Genomic DNA, 18838 nt, shown 5'->3' on the forward strand with positions numbered 1-18838 from the left:
TCTGGGGTCGCGCCTTCCGACAGCTGGCCCTCTTCTTCGCGACCGCCGAACACACCTGGCGGCGGTCACTCCAGGTCCGGGTGGTCACCCTGACCCTGGTCGTGTCGAGCCTGCTGGTCGCGGTCTTCGCCTACGTGGTCGCCTACCGCAGCTCGACGATCCTGCTCAACCGGGCCAAGGAGAGCGTCTCCGCGCAGCTCGACTACGGCCGCGGCTACGCCGAGGAGCAGCTCGTCGTCTTCGACAAGCCCTTCGAGCCCAACGTCCAGGGCACGCTCCAGGACATCGTCTTCTACCTCGGCGGCGGCGACTCCCAGGACCCGAGCGCGGGGCTCGTCGTGGTCCGGGCCGACAACGTCAACGAGCTGAGCACGGTGCCGTCCCGGCAGGTCGACATCACCAGCGTGCTCACCGCCGACATCACCCGGGCGGTCGACGCGGGCCAGAAGGCGACCGCCATCCGGTCGGCCGACCTCGACCGCACCGGCCGGGTCAAATACCTGGTCGAGGGCACCCCGGTCAACACGAAGTTCGGTCAGATCCAGCTCTACTACGTCGAGCCGCTGACCACCCAGGACTCCGCCGCCACCCAGATCCGCACCACCGTGCTGGCCACCGGTGCCACCCTGGTGCTCCTGCTCGGCCTGCTCTCCGCGCTGGTCACCCGCCTGGTCGTGCGCCCGGTCCGGGTCGCCGCCCGCACCGCGCAACGGCTCTCCGCCGGCCTGCTCGACCAGCGGATGGCGGTCACCGGGGAAGACGACCTCGCCCTGCTCGCGGCCTCGTTCAACCAGATGGCCGCCAACCTGCAGAGACAGATCGTCCGCCTGGAAGACATGTCGCGCCTGCAACGCCGGTTCACCTCCGACGTGTCACACGAGCTGCGCACGCCGCTGACGACCGTCCGGATGGCCGCTGACCTGATCTTCGCGGAACGCGAACGGTTCCCGGCCGACGTCTCCCGCACCGCCGAGATCCTGCAGACCGAGCTCGACCGGTTCGAGAGCCTGCTGACCGACCTCCTGGAGATCAGCCGCTACGACGCGGGCTTCGCGATGCTCGACGCCGAACCGACCGACCTGGTGCCGATCGTGCACCGGTCGGTCGAGCCGCTACGCGGCCTGGCGGAGCGGTGCGGCGTGCCGCTGGAACTCGACGTGCCGGCCGGCCCGGTGATCGTCGAGGCCGACCCGCGCCGGGTCGAGCGCATCCTGCGCAACCTGATCGGCAACGCGGTCGAGCACGCCGAGGGCAAGCCCGTCGTGATCCGTCTGGTGTCCGACGGCACGGCCGCCGCCGTAGCGGTCCGTGACCACGGCCTGGGGCTCAAGCCGGGCGAGGAGAAGCTCGTCTTCAACCGGTTCTGGCGAGCCGACCCGTCGCGGGCCCGGCAGACCGGCGGCACCGGGCTCGGGCTCTCGATCAGCCTCGAAGACGCCCGCCTGCACGGCGGGTGGCTCGAGGCCTGGGGCGCGCCCGGCCAGGGCGCCCAGTTCCGGCTGACGCTGCCGGTGCGGGCCGGTGACCGGCTCAGCGGCTCGCCGCTGCGGCTGGTGCCCGACGACGCCGAGTTGGCCGCCGTGACACCGCCCGTGCAGCCGCGGGCGATCACCCAGGCCCCGGCGGAGCTGCCCCGATGAGCCGCCGGTTGGCCGCGCTGGTGGTCGCCGTCGGTCTCGCCGGCGGCCTGGTCGCCGGGTGCGGCATCCCCGACCACACCGAGGTCCAGGTCGAAGCGGCACCGCAGTCCGGCTCCAACCAGAAGCCCAACGTCGCGGAGCCGCCCAAGAAACGCACCGACGCGACCTCCGTCCGCGAGTTCGTCGCCAACTTTCTCGCCGCCCCCGCCGGCGAGTTCGACGTAGACAACACCATCGAACGACTTCAGGACTACGTGACCGGCGGCGTGACGGTCTCCCTCAAGTTGGGCGCCGCGGTGGTGAAGGTGAACCGGATCGAGGTCGCCCGCGACAACCGCGACGTCAAGCTCACGGTCACCTACCTCGGCGTGCTCAACGCGGAAGGCGCGGTCGTCCCGTCGCCGCAAGCCACCCCCGCGGGAGAGGCCACCTACGACCTGAGGGTCGAGCCCGACGACGCCGCCGGTGGCTGGCACCTGACGAAGGTGCCGCCCGGGCTGCCGCTGCTCGACGTCGACGCGCTGACCACCTACTACCGCGAGCAGCCGGTCTACTTCTGGAACACCGAGAAGACCGCGCTGGTGCCAGACCTGCGCTGGCTGCCCAACGAGGTCGGCATCTCCCGGGTGCCCACCGAGCTGCTGAAGATGATCGAGGGTGGTCCCTCGCCGGCGATCGAAGCCGTGGCCTCGGCGTTGCCCGACGGCAGCAAGCTGCTGATCAACGCGCCCCTCGACAACGACCAGCTCACCATGAACTGGTCGCCCGACGCGATCAAGAACGACGACGACGGGCGACTCCTGGCCGAGCAGGCCGCGTGGACAGTCCGCGGAGTCGGCCTGCGCCCGCAGAAGCTGCAACTGAAGATCAACGGCCAGCCGAAAGAGACCTACGACATCGGCCCGGACCTGCTCAACAGCGTGACCTACCCGATCGGTCCCGAGACCCACGCGTTCGCGATTCTCGACGGGAAGGCGCGGGCGCTGGGCCAGCCGGCCGGCACACCGGGCAACCTGCCCCTGGCCGCCGGCGTCAACCAGAACCTGCAGTGGGCCGCCTTCAACCGCACCGATCGCGACCTCGAAGCCGCAATCGTTACCGGCGCGGGAAACAACGCCGGCCTGTTGCAGGTGGGCACCGCGGCTCCCGATGGTGCCGTCAGCAGCGTCGCGCCGCTGCCCGGGGCCATCAGGCCGACCTCGACACCTGTCTGGCTGCCCAGGTCCGAGATGGGCCTGGTGACGACCGACAAGGGGCTTTACACGTTCGGCACCAGCGGCCAGCCGCGCAAGATCACCCTGAGCGGGGTGTCGGGAAAGATCACCGCCGTGGCAACCGCTCCCGACGGCCAGCGCATCGCGCTGGTCGCCGACGGGCATGTCTATGTCGTGCCCGTCGCGGTAACCCAGGATGGTCTTCTGGAGCCGAAGGCGCCGTGGAAACTGGTCGATCCGCTCAAAGATCAGACTGCGGTCGCCTGGACCGGCGAGACCGCACTGTCGGTCGGCGGCACCGACGACGACGGCAAGCTCTCGATCGTCGACGTGACCGTCGACGGCGCTCGCCGCAACACCCGGGTCTTCGACGCACGCGGGCCGATCACCATGATCGCTGCCTACCCGGAGAGCACGGTGCTGGACCGCTCGACCACCGTGCTCTACGAGTCCGACAGCCTGCTCTTCCTGGCCCGCGGTGGTCTGTCGCCGCAGTTGGACCGCTCGGCGCTGGCCGGCGACACGGCGGCCCCGTCGCCGGGCACCGAAAACCCGAGCCAGCCCATGTCGCCCTTCTTCGTCTACTGATCGTGCTGCTCGCCGCGCTCGCCGACCTCGTGCTGCCGGCCGAGTGCGCTGGCTGCCGCACCCCGCATGTCCGGCTGCGGCACGGCGCCTGTGCCCAATGCGCCACAACCCTCGCCGCGCTGCGCGTCCACCCGGTGCGCCCGGCCCCGACCCCGCCGGGCCTGCCGCCGTGCGTCGCGGTGGGCGAATACGCCGGCCCGTTGCGCGAGTCGCTGTTGGCCTACAAGGAACGCGGCCGCGTGACGCTGGCGACGCCGCTGGGCGTGCTGCTGGCCGAGGCCGTCGCGGCCGCTGCCGGTGGCCTACGCCGGCCGGTGTTGCTGTTGCCTGTTCCGTCGACCGCGGCGGCGGTGCGGGAGCGACATGGCGACCACATGCGCCGGCTGGCCGACCGGGCGGCGAAAGCGTTGCGGCACGCCGGTTGGCCAACGGCGGTCGCACAACCGTTGCGCGCCTTGCCCAAGCCCGACGCCACCCACCTCGACAGTGCGCAGCGGGCAATTGCCGCCGCCGCAGCATTTCGTCCGCGTCACAAGCGCATGGACCGCGCCCGAGAAGCCGCACGGGGCCGCGCGGTCATCGTCGTCGACGACATCGTGACGACCGGCGCCACGCTCGCCGCGTTGACCGCGATCCTGATTCGCGCCGGGGTTCCCGTCGACGGCGCCGCCATACTCGCAGCGACACGCAAACGTCACCCTCAGTAGGTCCGTTTTCACCCGATCGCGCCTACTGGGCGAAACTTCTACGAACCCTCGGGCTGACAGGGGGTGACTGGCGGGCCAACCGGCGTTAGCGTGAAATTCACCAGGGTAGGACTGTGGTCCAAGCCCCGAGGGGACCCGCATCCGAAAGGAGGCGCACCGTCCGGTCGGTTGACGCCCTGGGTCACAACGCGGCGTTACCGGCCTTCCATCATCACCACCGCATCAGCACAGATCGTTGTGGGAGGTAACGCGTGGACATCGTCGTCAAGGGCCGGAACGTTGAGGTGCCCGAGCATTTCCGGATTCACGTCGCCGACAAGTTGGCGAAGGTCGAACGCTACGACCAGAAGTTGATCCGGGTCGACGTCGAGTTATTCCACGAGCGCAATCCGCGCCAGTCCGACCACTGTCAACGCGTGGAGATCACCTGCGCGTCTCGTGGACCGGTGGTCCGCGCCGAGGCTTGCGCCTCCGACTTCTACGCCGCCTTGGACGCGGCGATCACCCGGCTCGACAGCAGGCTGCGCCGCGCGGCCGACCGGCGGCGGGTCAGCCGTGGGCGTACGCCCGTTTCGGTGGCCGAGCACACGGCCGGGCTGCAGGCGGCCGAGCCGGTGGTTCCGGCGGCCCGGCGGGCCAAGGGGACCTCGACCGCGGTGCTCGACGACCCGGCCGACCGCTACGCCGTGGCCGACGAAGACGAGCAAGACGACCAGCCGTGGCATGTCGCGCGGGTCAAGGAACACCCGGGCGACCCGATGACCGTCGACGACGCGCTCTTCCAGATGGAGCTCGTCGGGCACGACTTCTATCTGTTCAACGACAAGGAAAGCGGCCAGCCGAGCGTGGTCTACCGCCGCAAGGGATACGACTACGGGATCATCTCGCTACAGGTGTGAGTTGATCGTGTGCGGGACGAAGTGGGCGTCGTTGCGGGTGATCAGCCCGTCGACGCCCACTCCTTCCCGGATGCCCAGCCCGGCCGGCTCGCCGTCGATCATCCAGACGCCGAGCACCGGGTGGCAGACGCCCTCGAGCCCGGTGAACGACGGCAGTTCGCGCAACTCCTGGTAGACGAAGCCCTCGGCGCCGTAGTCGCCCTGGTTGTTGGCCACCAGCCGCACGTTGTCGCGCACCAGTTCGACGTTGGCGCCCTCGCGGGACCAGATCGGCTTCTTCGCGTACGACGTCATGGTCGCGGGTTTGTCCGTGGCGAAGTAGGCCGGTAGCAGCAGTTCGCCCTCCGGCTTGTCGCCGAACAGTTCCCAGAGCACCGGCAGCAGTCCCTTGTTGGACCAGAGCGCGGCCGTCCACGGCGGCTCGATCCAGACCGTGCCGCGCTTGGTCGGGTCGGCCATGTTGCGGAAGATCGGCCGGCCGCCCTCCTCGTGCCAGAGCCATTCCCACGGGTAGAGGATGAAGATCACGTCGATCGGCGGGCCCACGTCGAACTGGCCGCGCTGGAAGCGGATGGTGCCGTCGGCCTGGTCGACGCCGATCTGGCTCATCGCGATCAGTTCGGTCGGGAAGCCCGCCTGGGTGGCGGTTTCCATCAGGTAGGCCACGTTCATCCGGTCTTCGCCGGAGGTCTCGCTGGTCTCGTAGGCGAAGTAGATCGTCGGCCGCTCCGGCAGCCACGGTCGCGCCGCGCGCAACTCCGCCATGTTGCGCTGCCACGCCTCGACCAGCCGCTCGTGCAGCGCGTTCCACTGCCGCTCGGGGTGGTGGGTCTGGCCGGTCTGCTCCAGCCAGGCCCACTGGATCACCGCGCTCTCCAGCAGCGCGGTGGGCGTCTGCGCGTTGAACTCCAGCAGCTTGGGCGTGCTGCCCTTGCCGGCGTACCAGAGGTCGAAGCGGCCGTAGACGCTCGGCGAGTAGTCGGGGCCCTGCGGGGCGTGCGTGTGCGCACCGAACAGGTCCTTGTCGGCGTGGGTCCAGGCGTCCTTGTCACCGTCGAACCAGGTGCGGATCACCTGTTCGTGCACGTATTCCGGGATGCCGATCTTCGCCATCAAGCAGGTGTCGGGCCAGCACTCGGCCGACAGGTAGGCCTCCCGGCGAACGGCCCGGTCGCGGCGCGGGCAGCCGGCGACGATGTGGTCGCCCGCGGCCACACACATCCGGTGCAGGGTGGCCGCCGCCTCCTCGAGCGCGAGCACCTCGTCGAGGTCGAAGTCGTAGAACGGGCCCTCGCGCCAATAGGAGATGACGCGCCCGTCGGGCAGCGGAGTCTCGTTGTAGGTCAGCCCGAGCGCCGCGTTGGCCCGCTCCCAAGCCTCTCGTTGCACACCGTGTGCGACCCGCCGCACCTCAGCCGCCGGACGACTTGCTGCTGCCGCTGCTGCTGCCGCCCTTGCCGACCACGCTGGACTTCACGGTGCCGTTGCTGACCCGGCCGGTCGCCGGCAGCCCCCAGGCGGTGCGCTGCGCGGCGTCGTTGTAGGCGAACTTCGAGCCGCCCGACGGCAGCTTGGCGCCGGGCCGCAGGCCCTTCTTGTAGCGCGGCGAGTGTGCCCAGAAGAAGAAACCGCCGTGCCCGTTGCCGTCGTCGTCGCAGTCGTCTTCGTCGACGATCGTGTCGTTCTGGTCGACGCAGTAGAAGGTGTGGTCGTCGTCGGCCGAGTCGCAGGCCGCCACCCCGCCCGCCGCCAGGCCGAGGAACGCGGCGCCCAGAACGACGCGCGCAGTGTTGCGCCGCCGAACAGTCATCTCATCTCCCAGGTCCCGCTGCAAGTGGGCTCACCTTAATCGACAGGTGCAACCGCGGCGATGACCGTTCAGCTGGTCTCGCGGAGATCACCGGGCAGGACCGCCCAGAGGACGTCGTCGATGCGGCCACCGGCGATCCCGGGCAGGCGGCTGCGCTGGTAGCCCTCGCGGAGGAAGCCGGCCGCCTCGAGCACCCGCTGCGAGCCGGCGTTGCTCGGGTTGGTCCCGGCGATCAGCCGGGCGATGCCGGTGTTGTCGAATGCCCAGCGGCCCAGCAGCACGGAGGCCCGGCGCGCGAAGCCCCGGCCGCGGAACGCCGGCTGCACGCAGTAGCCGATCATCGCCTGCCCGGTCATCGGCTCCTGGTAGTAGAGGCCGATGTCGCCGGCGGGCGCACCCGTCGCCGCGTCGACCATCACCAGGTCGACGCGTTCGCCGAGCAGCCAGCGGGTTTCCGCCCGGTCGCAGCGCAACTGGACCTCCTCGCGGTCGGGCGCGACCGGCGGCACGTGCGAGGCGATGATGTCGGGGGTGCTGAGCAGGTCGAAGTAGAAGTCGGCGTCACCGGGCCCCAGCGGGCGCAGGGTCAGCACGCCGTCGGAGAGGGCGCCGCCGGGCAGGTCGGGCAGCAGCCGGGCGACCGGCTCGTCGGGGTCACCGACCAGCCGGGCGAAGACCACGACCTCGCGCCGCGAACCGTCGGCGTTGCGCGCCGCGCCCCGGCGGGCGCCTTCGGGCTTGAAGCCGGCCGAAAGCGCGACCCGGATGCTCTTCGGGTTTTCCCAGGCGGTCAGCAACTCGAGCCGGTCGAAGCCGTCGGTGAACGCGTGCGCCGCGAGCACCTTGGTCGCGGTCGTCGCGAGCCCCTTGCCGCGGGCCCACGGCGCCACCCAGTAGCCGATCTCGCCCTGCGCGCGGTCGGTGTCGACGTGGTGCACGCCGATCGTGCCGAGCAGCCGGTCGGTTGCCGGGTCGGCGATCGCGTAGTTGGCGCCACCGGTCGCCCAGGCCTCGTCGGTCGCCGCGCGGATGAACCGCAGCGCGTCGTCGCGGGTGTAGGGCTGCGGCAGGCTGGGCAGGAACCGGCGTATCTCGGCGTCGTCGCAGGCGTTCTCGATGTCGGCCGCGTCGTCGTCGCGGACCAGGCGCAGCCGTATGCCACTCGTCTCGATGGTTTCGGGCTTCATGCCGGTGCCCTCCCGTTGAACGGCTCATCGGACGCTAACAGTGCCCCGGTCCAGGCGTCGACCCGCTCGCCCCGGTGCTCCAGGTAGCCGCGGTTGGTGCCCTCGAACGTGAAGCCGGCCTTCGCCGCGACCCGACGGGAGGCCTCGTTGCCCGCGTTGGCCCACCAACCGATCCGCTCGACCCCCAGCGCGGTGAAACCCCAGGCGCAGACGGCCGACAGGGCGGCCGGCGCGAAACCGCGACCGCGCGCCTCCGGCGGGACCACGAAGCCGACGTCGGCGAGCGCCGGGCGGGTGGGGTGCAGGCGCAGTTCCATGATCCCGGCGTACGCGTCAGTCGCGGGATCGCCGATTCCGAACACCGCTCCGGTGCCGCGGAGCCAGACGCCGGGGCAGTAGTCGCGGACGAAGTATTCGGCGTGCTCGCGGTGGTAGGGGTGCGGGACCGTGGTCCAGCGGACCGTTTCCGGATCGTTGGAGCTGTCGGTGAGCGCCTCGATGTCGCGCTCCTCCAGCGGGCGCAGCTTGATCTCGCCAGCCCGGGTGGCCGCGAAGAGATCGGGCTGCGGCCGGCTGAACACCACCGCCCGCCGCGCCTCGGGCGAGCCCGGGGCGGCGACGTCGGGGTCGGTCGAGTCGCCGGGCAGCAGCGAGCCGACCCAGGCGTCGCGCCGCTCACCGCTGCGGTCCTCGATGTCGTGCCGGGCGATGCCCTCCATGGCGAAACCGGCCCGGAGCGCGACGAGCCGGGACAGGTGGTTGCCGACCTCGGCCCGCCAGACGAGACGGCGTACGCCCTGATCGATCGCCCACCGCGCCACGGCGCGGGTGGCGGCGGTGGCCACGCCCCGCCCGCGGGCCCAGGGCGCGACCCAGTAACCGATCTCACCAATCGCGCGGTCGGCGCGCAGTGAGATCAGGCCGCACGACCCGAGCAGCTCCCCGGTGGCCTGGTCGAACACCCCGAGCGGGGCGCCGGTGCCGGTGTGCCAGGCTTCCGGTGCGAGTTGACCGACGAAAAAGTCGGCGTGCTCGCGGCGGTACGGAACAGGGACGGAGGTCCAGCGCTGAATGTCCGGATCTTGGCAAGCCTGCTCCACCGACTCCGCGTCATCGGCCCGCCACGCGCGGACGACCAGGCCATCTTCGATGATCTTCGGGGGCTCCACGCGGTCATCCTGCCGGACGGTTCCCCCGGGGCATAACGGGATTTCGCCCGGCGTTAGCGTCATTATGTCCGTAATAACCTGCTCGTCGGGAACCGCCCCTGACAGTCACCCCGTAGGAGCGCCTACCATAGTTCGGCAGACCGTCTAGGGGAGCGTTGATCCGTGTCGATTCTGGAAAAGTTCCTTCGTGCGGGCGAAGGACGCATGTTGCGCCGGCTCAAGGCCATCGCAAATGCGATCAACTCGATCGAGGACGACTACGTCAACCTCACCGACGAAGAACTCCGTGACCTAACTTTCCAATACCGGGAGCGGTTGGCCGAGGGCGAGACCCTCGACGACCTGCTGCCGGAAGCGTTCGCGACCGCCCGTGAGGCGGCCGCCCGGGTGCTGGGCCAGCGGGCCTACGACGTGCAGATCATGGGTGGCGCGGCGTTGCACTTCGGCAACATCTCCGAGATGAAGACCGGTGAGGGCAAGACCCTGACCGGCGTCTTCCCGGCCTACCTCAACGGCCTCTCGGGCAAGGGCGTGCACGTCATCACCGTCAACGACTACCTGGCGCAACGTGACGCCGAGTGGGTCGGGCGGGTGCACCAGTTCCTCGGCCTCACCGTCGGCGTCGTGCTGCCCAACCGGCCGGCGGCTGAGCACCGCGCCGCCTACGAGTGCGACATCACCTACGGCACCAACAACGAGTTCGGCTTCGACTACCTGCGCGACAACATGGCGTGGTCGAAGGACGAACTGGTCCAGCGCGGTCACAACTTCGCGATCGTCGACGAGGTCGACTCGATCCTCATCGACGAGGCACGCACGCCGCTGATCATCTCCGGCCCGGCCGAGCACTCCGCCCGGTGGTACACGGAGTTCGCCGGCGTCGTCGCCCGCCTCCAGGTCGGCAAGGACGGCGAGGGCGACTACGAGGTCGACTACGCCAAGCGCACGATCGCGATCACCGAGCGCGGTGTCGCCAAGGTCGAAGACCGGCTCGGCATCGACAACCTCTACGAGTCGGTGAACACGCCGCTGGTCGGTTACCTCAACAACGCGATCAAGGCCAAAGAGCTCTACAAGCGCGACAAGGACTACATCGTCAACGACGGTGAGGTGCTGATCGTCGACGAGTTCACCGGCCGCATCCTGCACGGCCGCCGCTACAACGAGGGCATGCACCAGGCGATCGAGGCCAAGGAAGGCGTCGAGATCAAGCAGGAGAACCAGACTCTTGCCACGATCACGCTGCAGAACTACTTCCGCTTGTACGACAAGCTGTCCGGCATGACCGGCACGGCGCAGACCGAGGCCGGCGAGTTCAACAAGGTCTACAACGTCGGCGTGGTCTCGATCCCGACCCACCGCCCGATGATCCGTCTCGACCGCCCCGACGTCATCTACAAGACCGAGAAGGCCAAGTTCAACGCGGTCATCGAAGACATCGCCGAGCGGCACGCGCTGGGCCAGCCGATCCTGGTCGGCACGGTCTCGGTGCAGAACTCCGAGATCCTGTCCCAGCTGCTGCGCCGCCGTGGCATCCCGCACTCGGTCCTCAACGCGAAATACCACGCCCAGGAGGCGGAGATCATCGCGCAGGCCGGCCGGCGGGGCGCGGTCACGGTCGCGACCAACATGGCCGGCCGCGGCACCGACATCCTCCTCGGCGGCAGCGCCGACAACCTCGCCGCCGCCGAACTGCACCAGCGCGGTCTCGACCCGGTCGAGCACGAAGACGACTACGCCAAGGCGTTCGAGGAGATACTGCCCCGCTGGAAGCAGCACTGCGAGAAAGAAGCGGACGAGGTCATCGAGGCCGGCGGCCTCTACGTGCTTGGCACCGAACGCCACGAGTCGCGCCGCATCGACAACCAGCTCCGCGGCCGTTCCGGCCGGCAGGGCGACCCGGGCGAGTCCCGGTTCTACCTGTCGCTGCAAGACGAGCTGATGCGCCGCTTCCGCGCGGGCGCGGTCGAGGCCGTCATGGAGCGGTTCAACATCCCCGAAGACGTGCCGATCGAGTCGAAGATGGTGACTCGGCAGATCCGCAGCGCGCAGGCCCAGATCGAGGGCCAGAACGCCGAGATCCGCAAGAACGTCCTGAAATACGACGAGGTGCTCAACCGGCAGCGCCAGGTCATCTACGCCGAGCGCAAGCGGGTGCTCGACGGTGAAGACCTGCACGACCAGGTCCGCCACATGATCGACGACACGATCGAGGCCTACGTGCAGGGCGCCACCGCCGACGGCTACGCCGAAGACTGGGACCTCGACCAGCTCTGGTCGAGCCTCAAGCAGCTCTACCCGGTCGGCGTGACCATCGAAGACGTCGAGGAGGAGGCGGGCGGCGAGCGCAGCAGCATCGACGCCGACTTCCTGCTCGCGCGGATGAAGGACGACGCGCACAACGCCTACGACCGCCGCGAGGAAGAGCTGGGCGTCGAGGCGACCCGCCAGCTCGAGCGCATGGTGCTGCTGCAGGTCATCGACCGCAAGTGGCGCGAGCACCTCTACGAGATGGACTACCTGCAGGAGGGCATCAGCCTGCGGGCCTACGCCCAGCGCGACCCGGTGGTCGAATACCAGCGCGAGGGCTTCGAGATGTTCGCCACGATGATGGACGGCATCAAGGAGGAGACGGTCGGCTTCCTCTACAACCTGGAGGTCCAGGTCGAGGAAAGCCCGGCCCCCGAGGCGGTTGCCGAGCCCGAAGCCCGCGGCGCCCTCCCGGTGCCCGACGACGCGACGATCGAGATCAAGGCCAAGGGCCTCGGCCGATCCTCGCGCCCCCAGGGCCTGCAATACTCGGCCCCCACCATCGACGGCGCCGCCGGCGGCGGCGGGGTCGCGGTGCAGCACACCCAGCCCCAGCCGCCGATGCAGCACGCACCGGCCCTGGGCGTCGGCAGCCCGGCTCCGGCCGGCGACGGCGACCGCCCGCGCCCGACACCGGGCCGCCGCCCGTCCCCGGGCCGCAGCGCCGCTGCGCCGAGCAACGGCCCGTCCCGCAACGCGCCATGCCCGTGCGGTTCAGGCAAGAAATACAAGCGCTGCCACGGATCTCCCACGGGGTCCTGATCGTCGCGTAAAGCCCGCCCCCTCGTTCCGGGGAGGCGGGCTTTCGCTTTGCGTGGTGCGGGCCGCTAGACCCCTCCCTCCTGACGGCGCTGCCCCTTGGCGGCCCGCACCCGCCCACGCCCACCCGCCGCGGTCCCTGCGGCGCCCGCGGTGGACGCGGTGTCTGGGTTCCCCGATCCCGGCGTTGCCGCCTCTCGATGTGCCTGCCTGCGCGAGCCGCGGCGGCTTACCCGCCGCGTGTCTGACTGGCGGCGGCGGTTGCTTGGCTGGCCGCGTCGGGTGAGTCCTTCGGTCGCTGGCGCGCCCGGCGGCGCGTGCTTGTGGCGTGGCGTTGAGCGGTTGAGCTACGTCGTCGTTCTCCCGTCGATCCCACGGGCCGGGTGCGGCCGCAGCCGCCATGGGCGCCCGCGGTCGTCGGCTTTGCCCGCGCAGCCAGGCCATCCCGTTCTCGTGGTCCCGGTGCGGCGTCGTGGCTGGCGGCGGCTGGGTCGGTTGCTTGGTTTCGGGCGTCGGGTGTTCTGGTTGTCGCGTGCGGTGTCGTGGCTGGTGGGGTCTGCGCCGTTTGGCTTCGCCTGTCGGCTGTGCTGGTTGTCACGTGCGGTGTCGTGGCTGGTGGGGGCTGGGTCGGTTGGTTGGTTCGGGCGCGTGTGTGCTGGTTGTCGCGTGCGGCCGCGTGGCTGGTGGGGGCTGGGTCGGTTGGTTGGTTCGGGCGTCGGGTGTGTGCTGGTTGTCGCGTGCGGCCGCGTGGCTGGTGGGGGCTGGGTCGGTTGGTTGGCTTCGCGGGTCGGGTGTGCTGGTCGTCGCGTGCGGCGGCGCCGCACGCCGCGGGCTCGGCTTTTTCTCGTTGCGCGACCTTTCGTTGCGCGGCGGGTTGGCCCGGGCGCGGCGGGGGTGACCGCGCCCGGGGGTTGGAGCCCGGAGCGCCCACCGGCGTGCCCGCACCAGTGGGCGCTCCGGGTGTCAGATGACCTGGAGGACGGTGCCCAGCCAGGTCGTGGTCTTGAACTCCAGGCGGAAGGCCATGGCCCAGGTGCGGCTGTCGGTGCCGAGCGCCGCCGCCGCTTCCACGACGCCGGGCGCCGGCTCGCTGACCCGCAGGCGGCGGAGTTTCACCAACTCGGGCTGGTGTTGACGACGGGGGGTGGCCGGCGGGCCGGGCATGCGGCGCAGGGCGTCGACGAGTTGGTCGATCAGGGTGTGTGCGGTGCTCGGCTGCGACAAGGAACGGACGTGGGCCGCCGGGCGGTAGCCGTTGAGGATCTCCAGGCACGCCCGGGTGAAGCGGCGGGCTGCCGTGCGGGCCTCGGGCGAAGCCGAGAGTTGCGGCTCGAGCGGCGCCGGCGGGGTGGGTGGTGGCGTCACCCGCACCGGTGGGCCGGGGTCGCGCTGGCGCATCAGGGTCGCGAAGTCGAAGGCGAGTTGGCCGGCGGCCTCGCGGTACCACTCGTCGGCGCCGGGCTCGTCGACATAGGGCGGCTCGAACGTGGGCGCGGGCCGGACCGGGATGGGTGGGAAGTAGCCGCGGGTCACGGTGCGTTTCTGGTGGGGCGAGCGCCGGACGAGGGACGCGCCGCCGTCGTGGGCGACCCGGTAGGGCGCCGGGCCGGGCGTGGCTCGCCGGCTGACCGACCCGCGTGGCGCCGGGTGCGGCTCGGGCCGCGCGGTCTGGACAGTGGCTTCGGTAGTGGGCATCGGGCAGCCTCCCCGGGTGGCTGGTCGGACAAAGAATCTTGCGTTTGCCTTCGTTTGCCTCCGACTGGTTCATTCTGAGTTCAGACCTCGGCCATCGTCAATGGCTTGACATGAAAACGGGGCGTCTGCCGAAAGCAGACACCCCGTTGCCCGGAAACCGCGCGTTAGTCGACCAGCGGGTTGCTGCGGACCCACTCCGCGGTCTCGGCGTATTTACGCGCGATGTATTCCTCGAGCTTGACCCGCTCGACCCGCCACTGGCCGCGGCCGCCGATCTTGATTGCGGGGAGTTCGCCGCTGCGGACCATGTGGTAGACCTGCGAGTCGGAGACGGCCAGTTCCTCGGCCACCTCGGACAGTTGCAGGAATCTGGACTCCACGCGTGTCACCCCACTGATTGTTCGGTTGGCTTAGTTTGCCACCGACTGCTTCGCGGCAGCACCTATGCCTTGGCCCCGGGGCCAGCGGGCAGCGCGGCACCGGCGGAGACCTCGCGGAGCGGCAACGGGCTGGAGTAGACGACGCTGGTCGTGACCGAGCCCAGCCCCGCGATGCGGCCGGCCACCGTCTCCAGGTGGGGCATCGAGCGGGCCATCACCTTGAGCACGAAGCAGTCCTCGCCCGTGACGTGGTGGGCCTCGACGATCTCCGGGGTGGTGTCGAGCAGGGCGTAGAACGGCTTGTAGTTGCCGGTGGGATAGCGCAACCGGACGAACGCCATGATCCCGAGGCCGACGGCGGCGGGCGAGACCACCGCCCGGTAGCCGACCAGCACGCCGGCCTCTTCCAGCCGCCGCACCCGCTCGGCCACCGCGCTCGGTGACATCGCCACCGCCCGCGCCAACTCCGCGAACGACGCCCGGCCGTCGTGCTGCAGCGCTGACAGCAATCGCCAGTCGGTCGCGTCCATCACCGGGGAATCAGCGGTCACGAAGGCAAACTACCGGGGAATCGCTGCCGAAAACAACCGCGGACCGTGCACCGCCACTTCAACCTGGACCGGCACCCACATAGCGTCAACAGCCATGAACGCCCAGGACTTCTTCGCCGCCAAGCTCGCCTTCCAGACCGACGTCTCCGACGTCCACGCCGCGGGTGACAACCCGCCGTTCACCCTCGTCGACACCCGCGACCTGGCCTCCTGGCGGCAGGGCCACATCCCGTACGCCATCCATCTCCCCGGAAAGACGATCCCGCTGCACGCGGCCAAGAAGCTGCCCGACAAGACCAGGCCCGTCGTCGTCTACTGCTGGGGCCCGGGCTGCGACGGCGCCACCAAGGCCGCCCACGAGCTGGCCCGCCGCGGCTACCAGGTGCGGGAGATGATCGGCGGCATCGAATACTGGATCCGCGAGGGCTTCCCGGTCACCACCGCCGACGGGCTGGTCACCCGACCGGCAGACCCGTTGACCGCGCCGCTGGCGGCCACACCCGGCGGCAGTGTATGAACGTGCGGTGCCAGACGCTCTGATCCGGGTCTACCTGCCGGCGACGCTGCCCATGCTCGCCGCCCTCCGCAACGAGGGCCTGACCGCGGCCGCCGCACACGCGGTGACCGCCGACCTCCGGGAGTGGTACGCGGAGGGCGACGAGGAAGAGCTCGAGTACGTCGCCTTCACCCGCGCCGCGCAGAGCGCCCTGCGCCTGCTCCGGCGCGACCCCGACGCACCGCGCCGCCGGGTCGTCGTCTCCGCCGACCTGGCCCGCACGGCCGTGCAGCGGGTCGACGCGGAGCTGGGTTCCAGCATGGTCAAGCTGACCGGGCCGGTGCCGGTGAAGTCGGTCGCCGCCATCCACGTGGACAGCGCCGACGCCGCCGCCGACGTGGCCGCGGCCGCCGATCAGGTCGAAGAGGCCCTGGCCGGCGACCCGGACGCGCAGTTCACCGTCGACACCGCCGAGGACCACGAGCTGGAGTGGTTCGACGTCTCGGAGTTAGACACGCTTCTTTGACGGCAGCGTGCGGCCGAACGCGATCGTGGTCGCCAGCGCACCGATGAAGAGCACGATCAGTGCGTAGGTCAGCCGGTCGCCGTCGACCTGGGCCCGGTAGGCGCGGTCGAGGTCACTCAGCGACGCGACCGCGTCGAGCACCTGCGCCCCGCCGACCCGGGTGACCACCTCGGTGATCAGCAGGGCAAGGCCCACCCCGGCACCGGCCACCATGTAGGCCGGCCAGCGCAGCGCTCCGCCCTCGGTGGTATCCCGCCGGGTCACCCGGCGCAGGTAGAAGAACGGCACCAGGCCGGCGACCAGCCCGGCGATCAAGGCGGCGCCCGTGCTGGACCCGGAGATCGCGTCGACGCCGAGGTAGTTGAGCGCGAACTGCACCGCGAAGACGCTCAGCGAGCCGGAGAGCACCGCGGCCACCACCGAGGTCGGTCGCAGGCCGGCCACCGCGCCGCCGACGACCGCCGCCGCCGCGATCGTCGCGGCCAGCACCCGGCTGCCGGAGCCGTCGTAGCCGGCGACGACACCCAGCGCGCCGAGCAGCCCGACGACGATGCTGGCGATCAGCGCACCGGCCCACCTGACGGAAGCCGTCGGCGTCCAGCCGGCGCGGGCGATCAGGTTGACCGCGACCAGAGCCGTCGCCGCGCCGGCCACCAGGCTGGCCGACACGACCGTCGGCAGCGAGATGGCCGCGGACGCCATAGCCACGGCGTCGGTCACCGAGGTCGAAATCTCCCGCTGGAGCCCCCACAGCTTCGCGGCGAACCAGGCCAGCGCGAGCAACGCCAGCAAGGCGGCGCCAGGAGCGGGAATCAATCCGGCCGTACGCCCGGTCGGCCGCGACGAGATCCGTACGGGCGCTCTCTCGTCGTCGTCGGGCACGCCCTCGTCAGCCGGCGCGGCCTCGACCGGATCGGCCGAAACGGCGGCCGCCTCGGGGTCGTCGTCTGCCGGCACCCGCTGCGCTATCAGCGCCGGCGCCTCGCCGGGGGGCGAGTCGGGTTCGGTGCCCACAGCCCCGCTGCGCTCGCTCATCGTCTCCCCTTCGGTCCGATCGACCCCGGTCCGCTCGACGCCCCAGCGTACGCGGGGCCGATGACACCATCCGGGCGCGGGCGCGGACCCGTGCCCATGCGGCCGGACGTGCGAATATGGCTTGAGGTCCCACCGCCGTGGCGCCGGCACCCGCCGGTCACCGCGGCCGCGCGCCCGGTTGACCGCCCGGCGCCGGCGGGCCGGATGTCGCCAAAGCCGCCCCGATCGGTCAGGAGCCGAAGATGGACGCCTTGTTCACCACCCCCGAGCCGCGCAACGAGCCGGTGCGCGACTACGCGCCTGGCAGCGCCGAGCGCGACACCCTGCAGCGCCGCCTGGCCGAACTCGCCGGCGAGCGGGCCGAGCTGACCATGACGATCGACGGCGAGCAGCGCATGGGTGCCGGCGACGCCATCGACGTCGTACAGCCACACCACCACCGGCATGTGCTGGGGGTCACCCACAACGCGTCCAACGCCGACGCGCAGGCGGCGGTGACGGCCGCGAAGGCGGCGGCACCCATGTGGCGGAGCCTTTCCTACGAGGATCGGGCGGCCATCTTCCTCCGTGCGGCCGACCTTTTGGCTGGTCCCTGGCGCGACACGCTCAATGCGGCGACGATGCTCGGCCAGTCGAAGACCGCCTATCAGGCGGAGATCGACGCGGCCTGTGAGCTGATCGACTTCCTGCGCTTCAACGTGCACTTCGGCCGTGGCCTGCTGGCCGACCAGCCCCGGTCGTCGAACGGCGTGTGGAACCGCTTCGACCACCGCCCGCTGGAGGGCTTCGTCTACGCGATCACGCCGTTCAACTTCACCGCGATCGCCGGCAACCTGCCGACCGCGCCGGCCCTGATGGGCAACACCGTGGTCTGGAAGCCGTCGCCGACCCAGCAGTTCGCGGCGCACTACACGATGCGGCTGTTCGAAGCGGCCGGCCTGCCGCCTGGCGTGATCAACATGGTGACCGGCGACGGCCTCGCCGTCTCCGAGGTGGCGCTGGCCGACCCTGACCTGGCCGGCATCCACTTCACCGGTTCGACGCCGACGTTCCGCCACCTCTGGCACGAGGTCGGCACCAACCTCGACCGTTACCGGGGCTATCCGCGGCTGGTCGGCGAGACCGGCGGCAAGGACTTCGTGGTCGCGCACGCCAGCGCCGACGTCGACGCCCTGCACACCGCCCTGATCCGGGGCGCCTTCGAATACCAGGGCCAGAAGTGCTCGGCGGCGTCCCGCGCCTACGTCCCGCGGTCGATCTGGGAGGCCGGGTTGCGCGACCGGTTGGCCGCGACCGCCGACAGCCTGACCTATGGCGACGTCACCGACTTCCACAACTTCGGCGGCGCGGTCATCGACGCCCGGGCGTTCGCCAAGCACGCCGGCGCGCTCGACCGGATCAAGAACTCGGCGGTCAGCACCGTGCTGGCCGGCGGCACCGCCGACGACAGCGAGGGCTGGTTCGTCCGCCCGACCGTTGTCGAGTGTTCCGACCCGGCCAACGAGGTGTTCACCACCGAATATTTCGGGCCGATCCTCGGCGTGCACGTCTTCGACGACGCCCGCTTCGACGACGTGGTGCGACAGGCGGAGAGCATCGCACCGTACGCGCTGACGGGTTCGATCTTCGCCAATGACCGCCGGGTCGTCGACCAGGTGTCCGAGGTGCTCCGCTACGCGGCCGGCAACTTCTACATCAACGACAAGCCGACCGGCGCGGTCGTCGGCCAGCAGCCGTTCGGTGGCGCCCGGGCCAGCGGCACCAACGACAAGGCCGGCTCCTGGCACAACCTGATCCGGTGGACCAGCCCGCGCACGATCAAGGAGACCTTCGTGCCGCCGACCGACCACCGCTACCCGCATATGGGTTAGT

Annotated in this window: 16 protein-coding genes; 8 read left to right on the forward strand and 8 right to left on the reverse strand. The window is 70.6% G+C overall.

Annotated elements, in window-relative coordinates:
- Positions 1-23 precede the first annotated feature (23 nt).
- The 4 genes from mtrB to raiA all read left to right on the forward strand — a co-directional run bounded on the left by mtrB (position 24) and on the right by raiA (position 5048).
- Entirely contained in the window at positions 24-1640 is a 1617-nt protein-coding gene (mtrB, locus tag AB0J74_RS09745; protein WP_363446618.1) for an MtrAB system histidine kinase MtrB, read from the forward strand.
- On the forward strand, positions 1637-3442 hold the full coding sequence (locus tag AB0J74_RS09750) for an LpqB family beta-propeller domain-containing protein (protein ID WP_363446474.1): 1806 nt from the start codon (positions 1637-1639) through the stop codon (positions 3440-3442). The genes mtrB and AB0J74_RS09750 overlap by 4 nt, the downstream gene beginning before the upstream one ends.
- Entirely contained in the window at positions 3439-4149 is a 711-nt protein-coding gene (locus tag AB0J74_RS09755) for a ComF family protein (protein WP_363446620.1), read from the forward strand. Before AB0J74_RS09750 ends, AB0J74_RS09755 begins: the two co-directional genes overlap by 4 nt.
- Before the next feature lie 251 nt (positions 4150-4400).
- Positions 4401-5048 carry a ribosome-associated translation inhibitor RaiA gene (gene raiA / locus AB0J74_RS09760; RefSeq protein WP_363446476.1) on the forward strand — a complete coding sequence of 216 codons (648 nt, stop codon included), beginning with the start codon at positions 4401-4403 and terminating at the stop codon, positions 5046-5048.
- On the opposite strand, the gene AB0J74_RS09765 is transcribed toward raiA, so the two are convergent.
- The 4 genes from AB0J74_RS09765 to AB0J74_RS09780 all read right to left on the reverse strand — a co-directional run bounded on the left by AB0J74_RS09765 (position 5037) and on the right by AB0J74_RS09780 (position 9214).
- Entirely contained in the window at positions 5037-6437 is a 1401-nt protein-coding gene (locus tag AB0J74_RS09765; protein WP_363446478.1) for a glutathionylspermidine synthase family protein, read from the reverse strand. The genes raiA and AB0J74_RS09765 overlap by 12 nt on opposite strands.
- A gap of 22 nt (positions 6438-6459) precedes the next feature.
- Positions 6460-6858 carry a hypothetical protein gene (locus AB0J74_RS09770; protein ID WP_363446480.1) on the reverse strand — a complete coding sequence of 133 codons (399 nt, stop codon included), beginning with the start codon at positions 6856-6858 and terminating at the stop codon, positions 6460-6462.
- A gap of 68 nt (positions 6859-6926) precedes the next feature.
- Positions 6927-8045 carry a GNAT family N-acetyltransferase gene (locus tag AB0J74_RS09775; RefSeq protein WP_363446481.1) on the reverse strand — a complete coding sequence of 373 codons (1119 nt, stop codon included), beginning with the start codon at positions 8043-8045 and terminating at the stop codon, positions 6927-6929.
- A complete protein-coding gene (locus AB0J74_RS09780) occupies positions 8042-9214 on the reverse strand; it encodes a GNAT family N-acetyltransferase (protein ID WP_363446483.1) in 1173 nt (390 codons plus the stop codon). The genes AB0J74_RS09775 and AB0J74_RS09780 overlap by 4 nt, the downstream gene beginning before the upstream one ends.
- Positions 9215-9376: 162 nt before the next feature.
- Here AB0J74_RS09780 and secA point away from each other — a divergent pair, with 162 nt between their 5' ends.
- The gene (secA, locus tag AB0J74_RS09785) at positions 9377-12286 is read left to right on the forward strand and encodes a preprotein translocase subunit SecA (protein ID WP_363446485.1); all 2910 of its coding nucleotides are present in this window, start codon (positions 9377-9379) and stop codon (positions 12284-12286) included.
- Between the two features lie 960 nt (positions 12287-13246).
- On the opposite strand, the gene AB0J74_RS09790 is transcribed toward secA, so the two are convergent.
- From AB0J74_RS09790 to AB0J74_RS09800, 3 genes are all read right to left on the reverse strand, one after another.
- Positions 13247-13978, reverse strand: coding sequence for an Rv3235 family protein (locus AB0J74_RS09790; RefSeq protein ID WP_363446487.1), 732 nt, complete (start codon positions 13976-13978; stop codon positions 13247-13249).
- A gap of 164 nt (positions 13979-14142) precedes the next feature.
- Complete coding sequence (locus tag AB0J74_RS09795) at positions 14143-14358, reverse strand: helix-turn-helix domain-containing protein (protein ID WP_363446489.1); 216 nt, start codon at positions 14356-14358, stop codon at positions 14143-14145.
- A 62-nt stretch (positions 14359-14420) separates the two neighbouring features.
- Complete coding sequence (locus tag AB0J74_RS09800; protein WP_363446491.1) at positions 14421-14909, reverse strand: Lrp/AsnC family transcriptional regulator; 489 nt, start codon at positions 14907-14909, stop codon at positions 14421-14423.
- 94 nt (positions 14910-15003) lie between these two features.
- On the opposite strand from AB0J74_RS09800, the gene AB0J74_RS09805 reads away from it, so the two are divergent.
- The gene (locus AB0J74_RS09805) at positions 15004-15426 is read left to right on the forward strand and encodes a rhodanese-like domain-containing protein (RefSeq protein ID WP_363446493.1); all 423 of its coding nucleotides are present in this window, start codon (positions 15004-15006) and stop codon (positions 15424-15426) included.
- Positions 15427-15433: 7 nt separating this feature from the next.
- A complete protein-coding gene (locus tag AB0J74_RS09810) occupies positions 15434-15931 on the forward strand; it encodes a hypothetical protein (protein WP_363446495.1) in 498 nt (165 codons plus the stop codon).
- Here the strand turns inward: AB0J74_RS09810 and AB0J74_RS09815 are convergent.
- Entirely contained in the window at positions 15914-16966 is a 1053-nt protein-coding gene (locus tag AB0J74_RS09815; RefSeq protein ID WP_363446497.1) for a hypothetical protein, read from the reverse strand. The genes AB0J74_RS09810 and AB0J74_RS09815 overlap by 18 nt on opposite strands.
- A 242-nt stretch (positions 16967-17208) precedes the next feature.
- Here AB0J74_RS09815 and pruA point away from each other — a divergent pair, with 242 nt between their 5' ends.
- Positions 17209-18837, forward strand: coding sequence for an L-glutamate gamma-semialdehyde dehydrogenase (pruA, locus tag AB0J74_RS09820; protein WP_363446498.1), 1629 nt, complete (start codon positions 17209-17211; stop codon positions 18835-18837).
- The last annotated feature ends 1 nt before the right edge of the window (position 18838 follow it).

The sequence above is a fragment of the Asanoa sp. NPDC049573 genome, assembly GCF_040676615.1.
GTDB lineage: Bacteria > Actinomycetota > Actinomycetes > Mycobacteriales > Micromonosporaceae > Asanoa.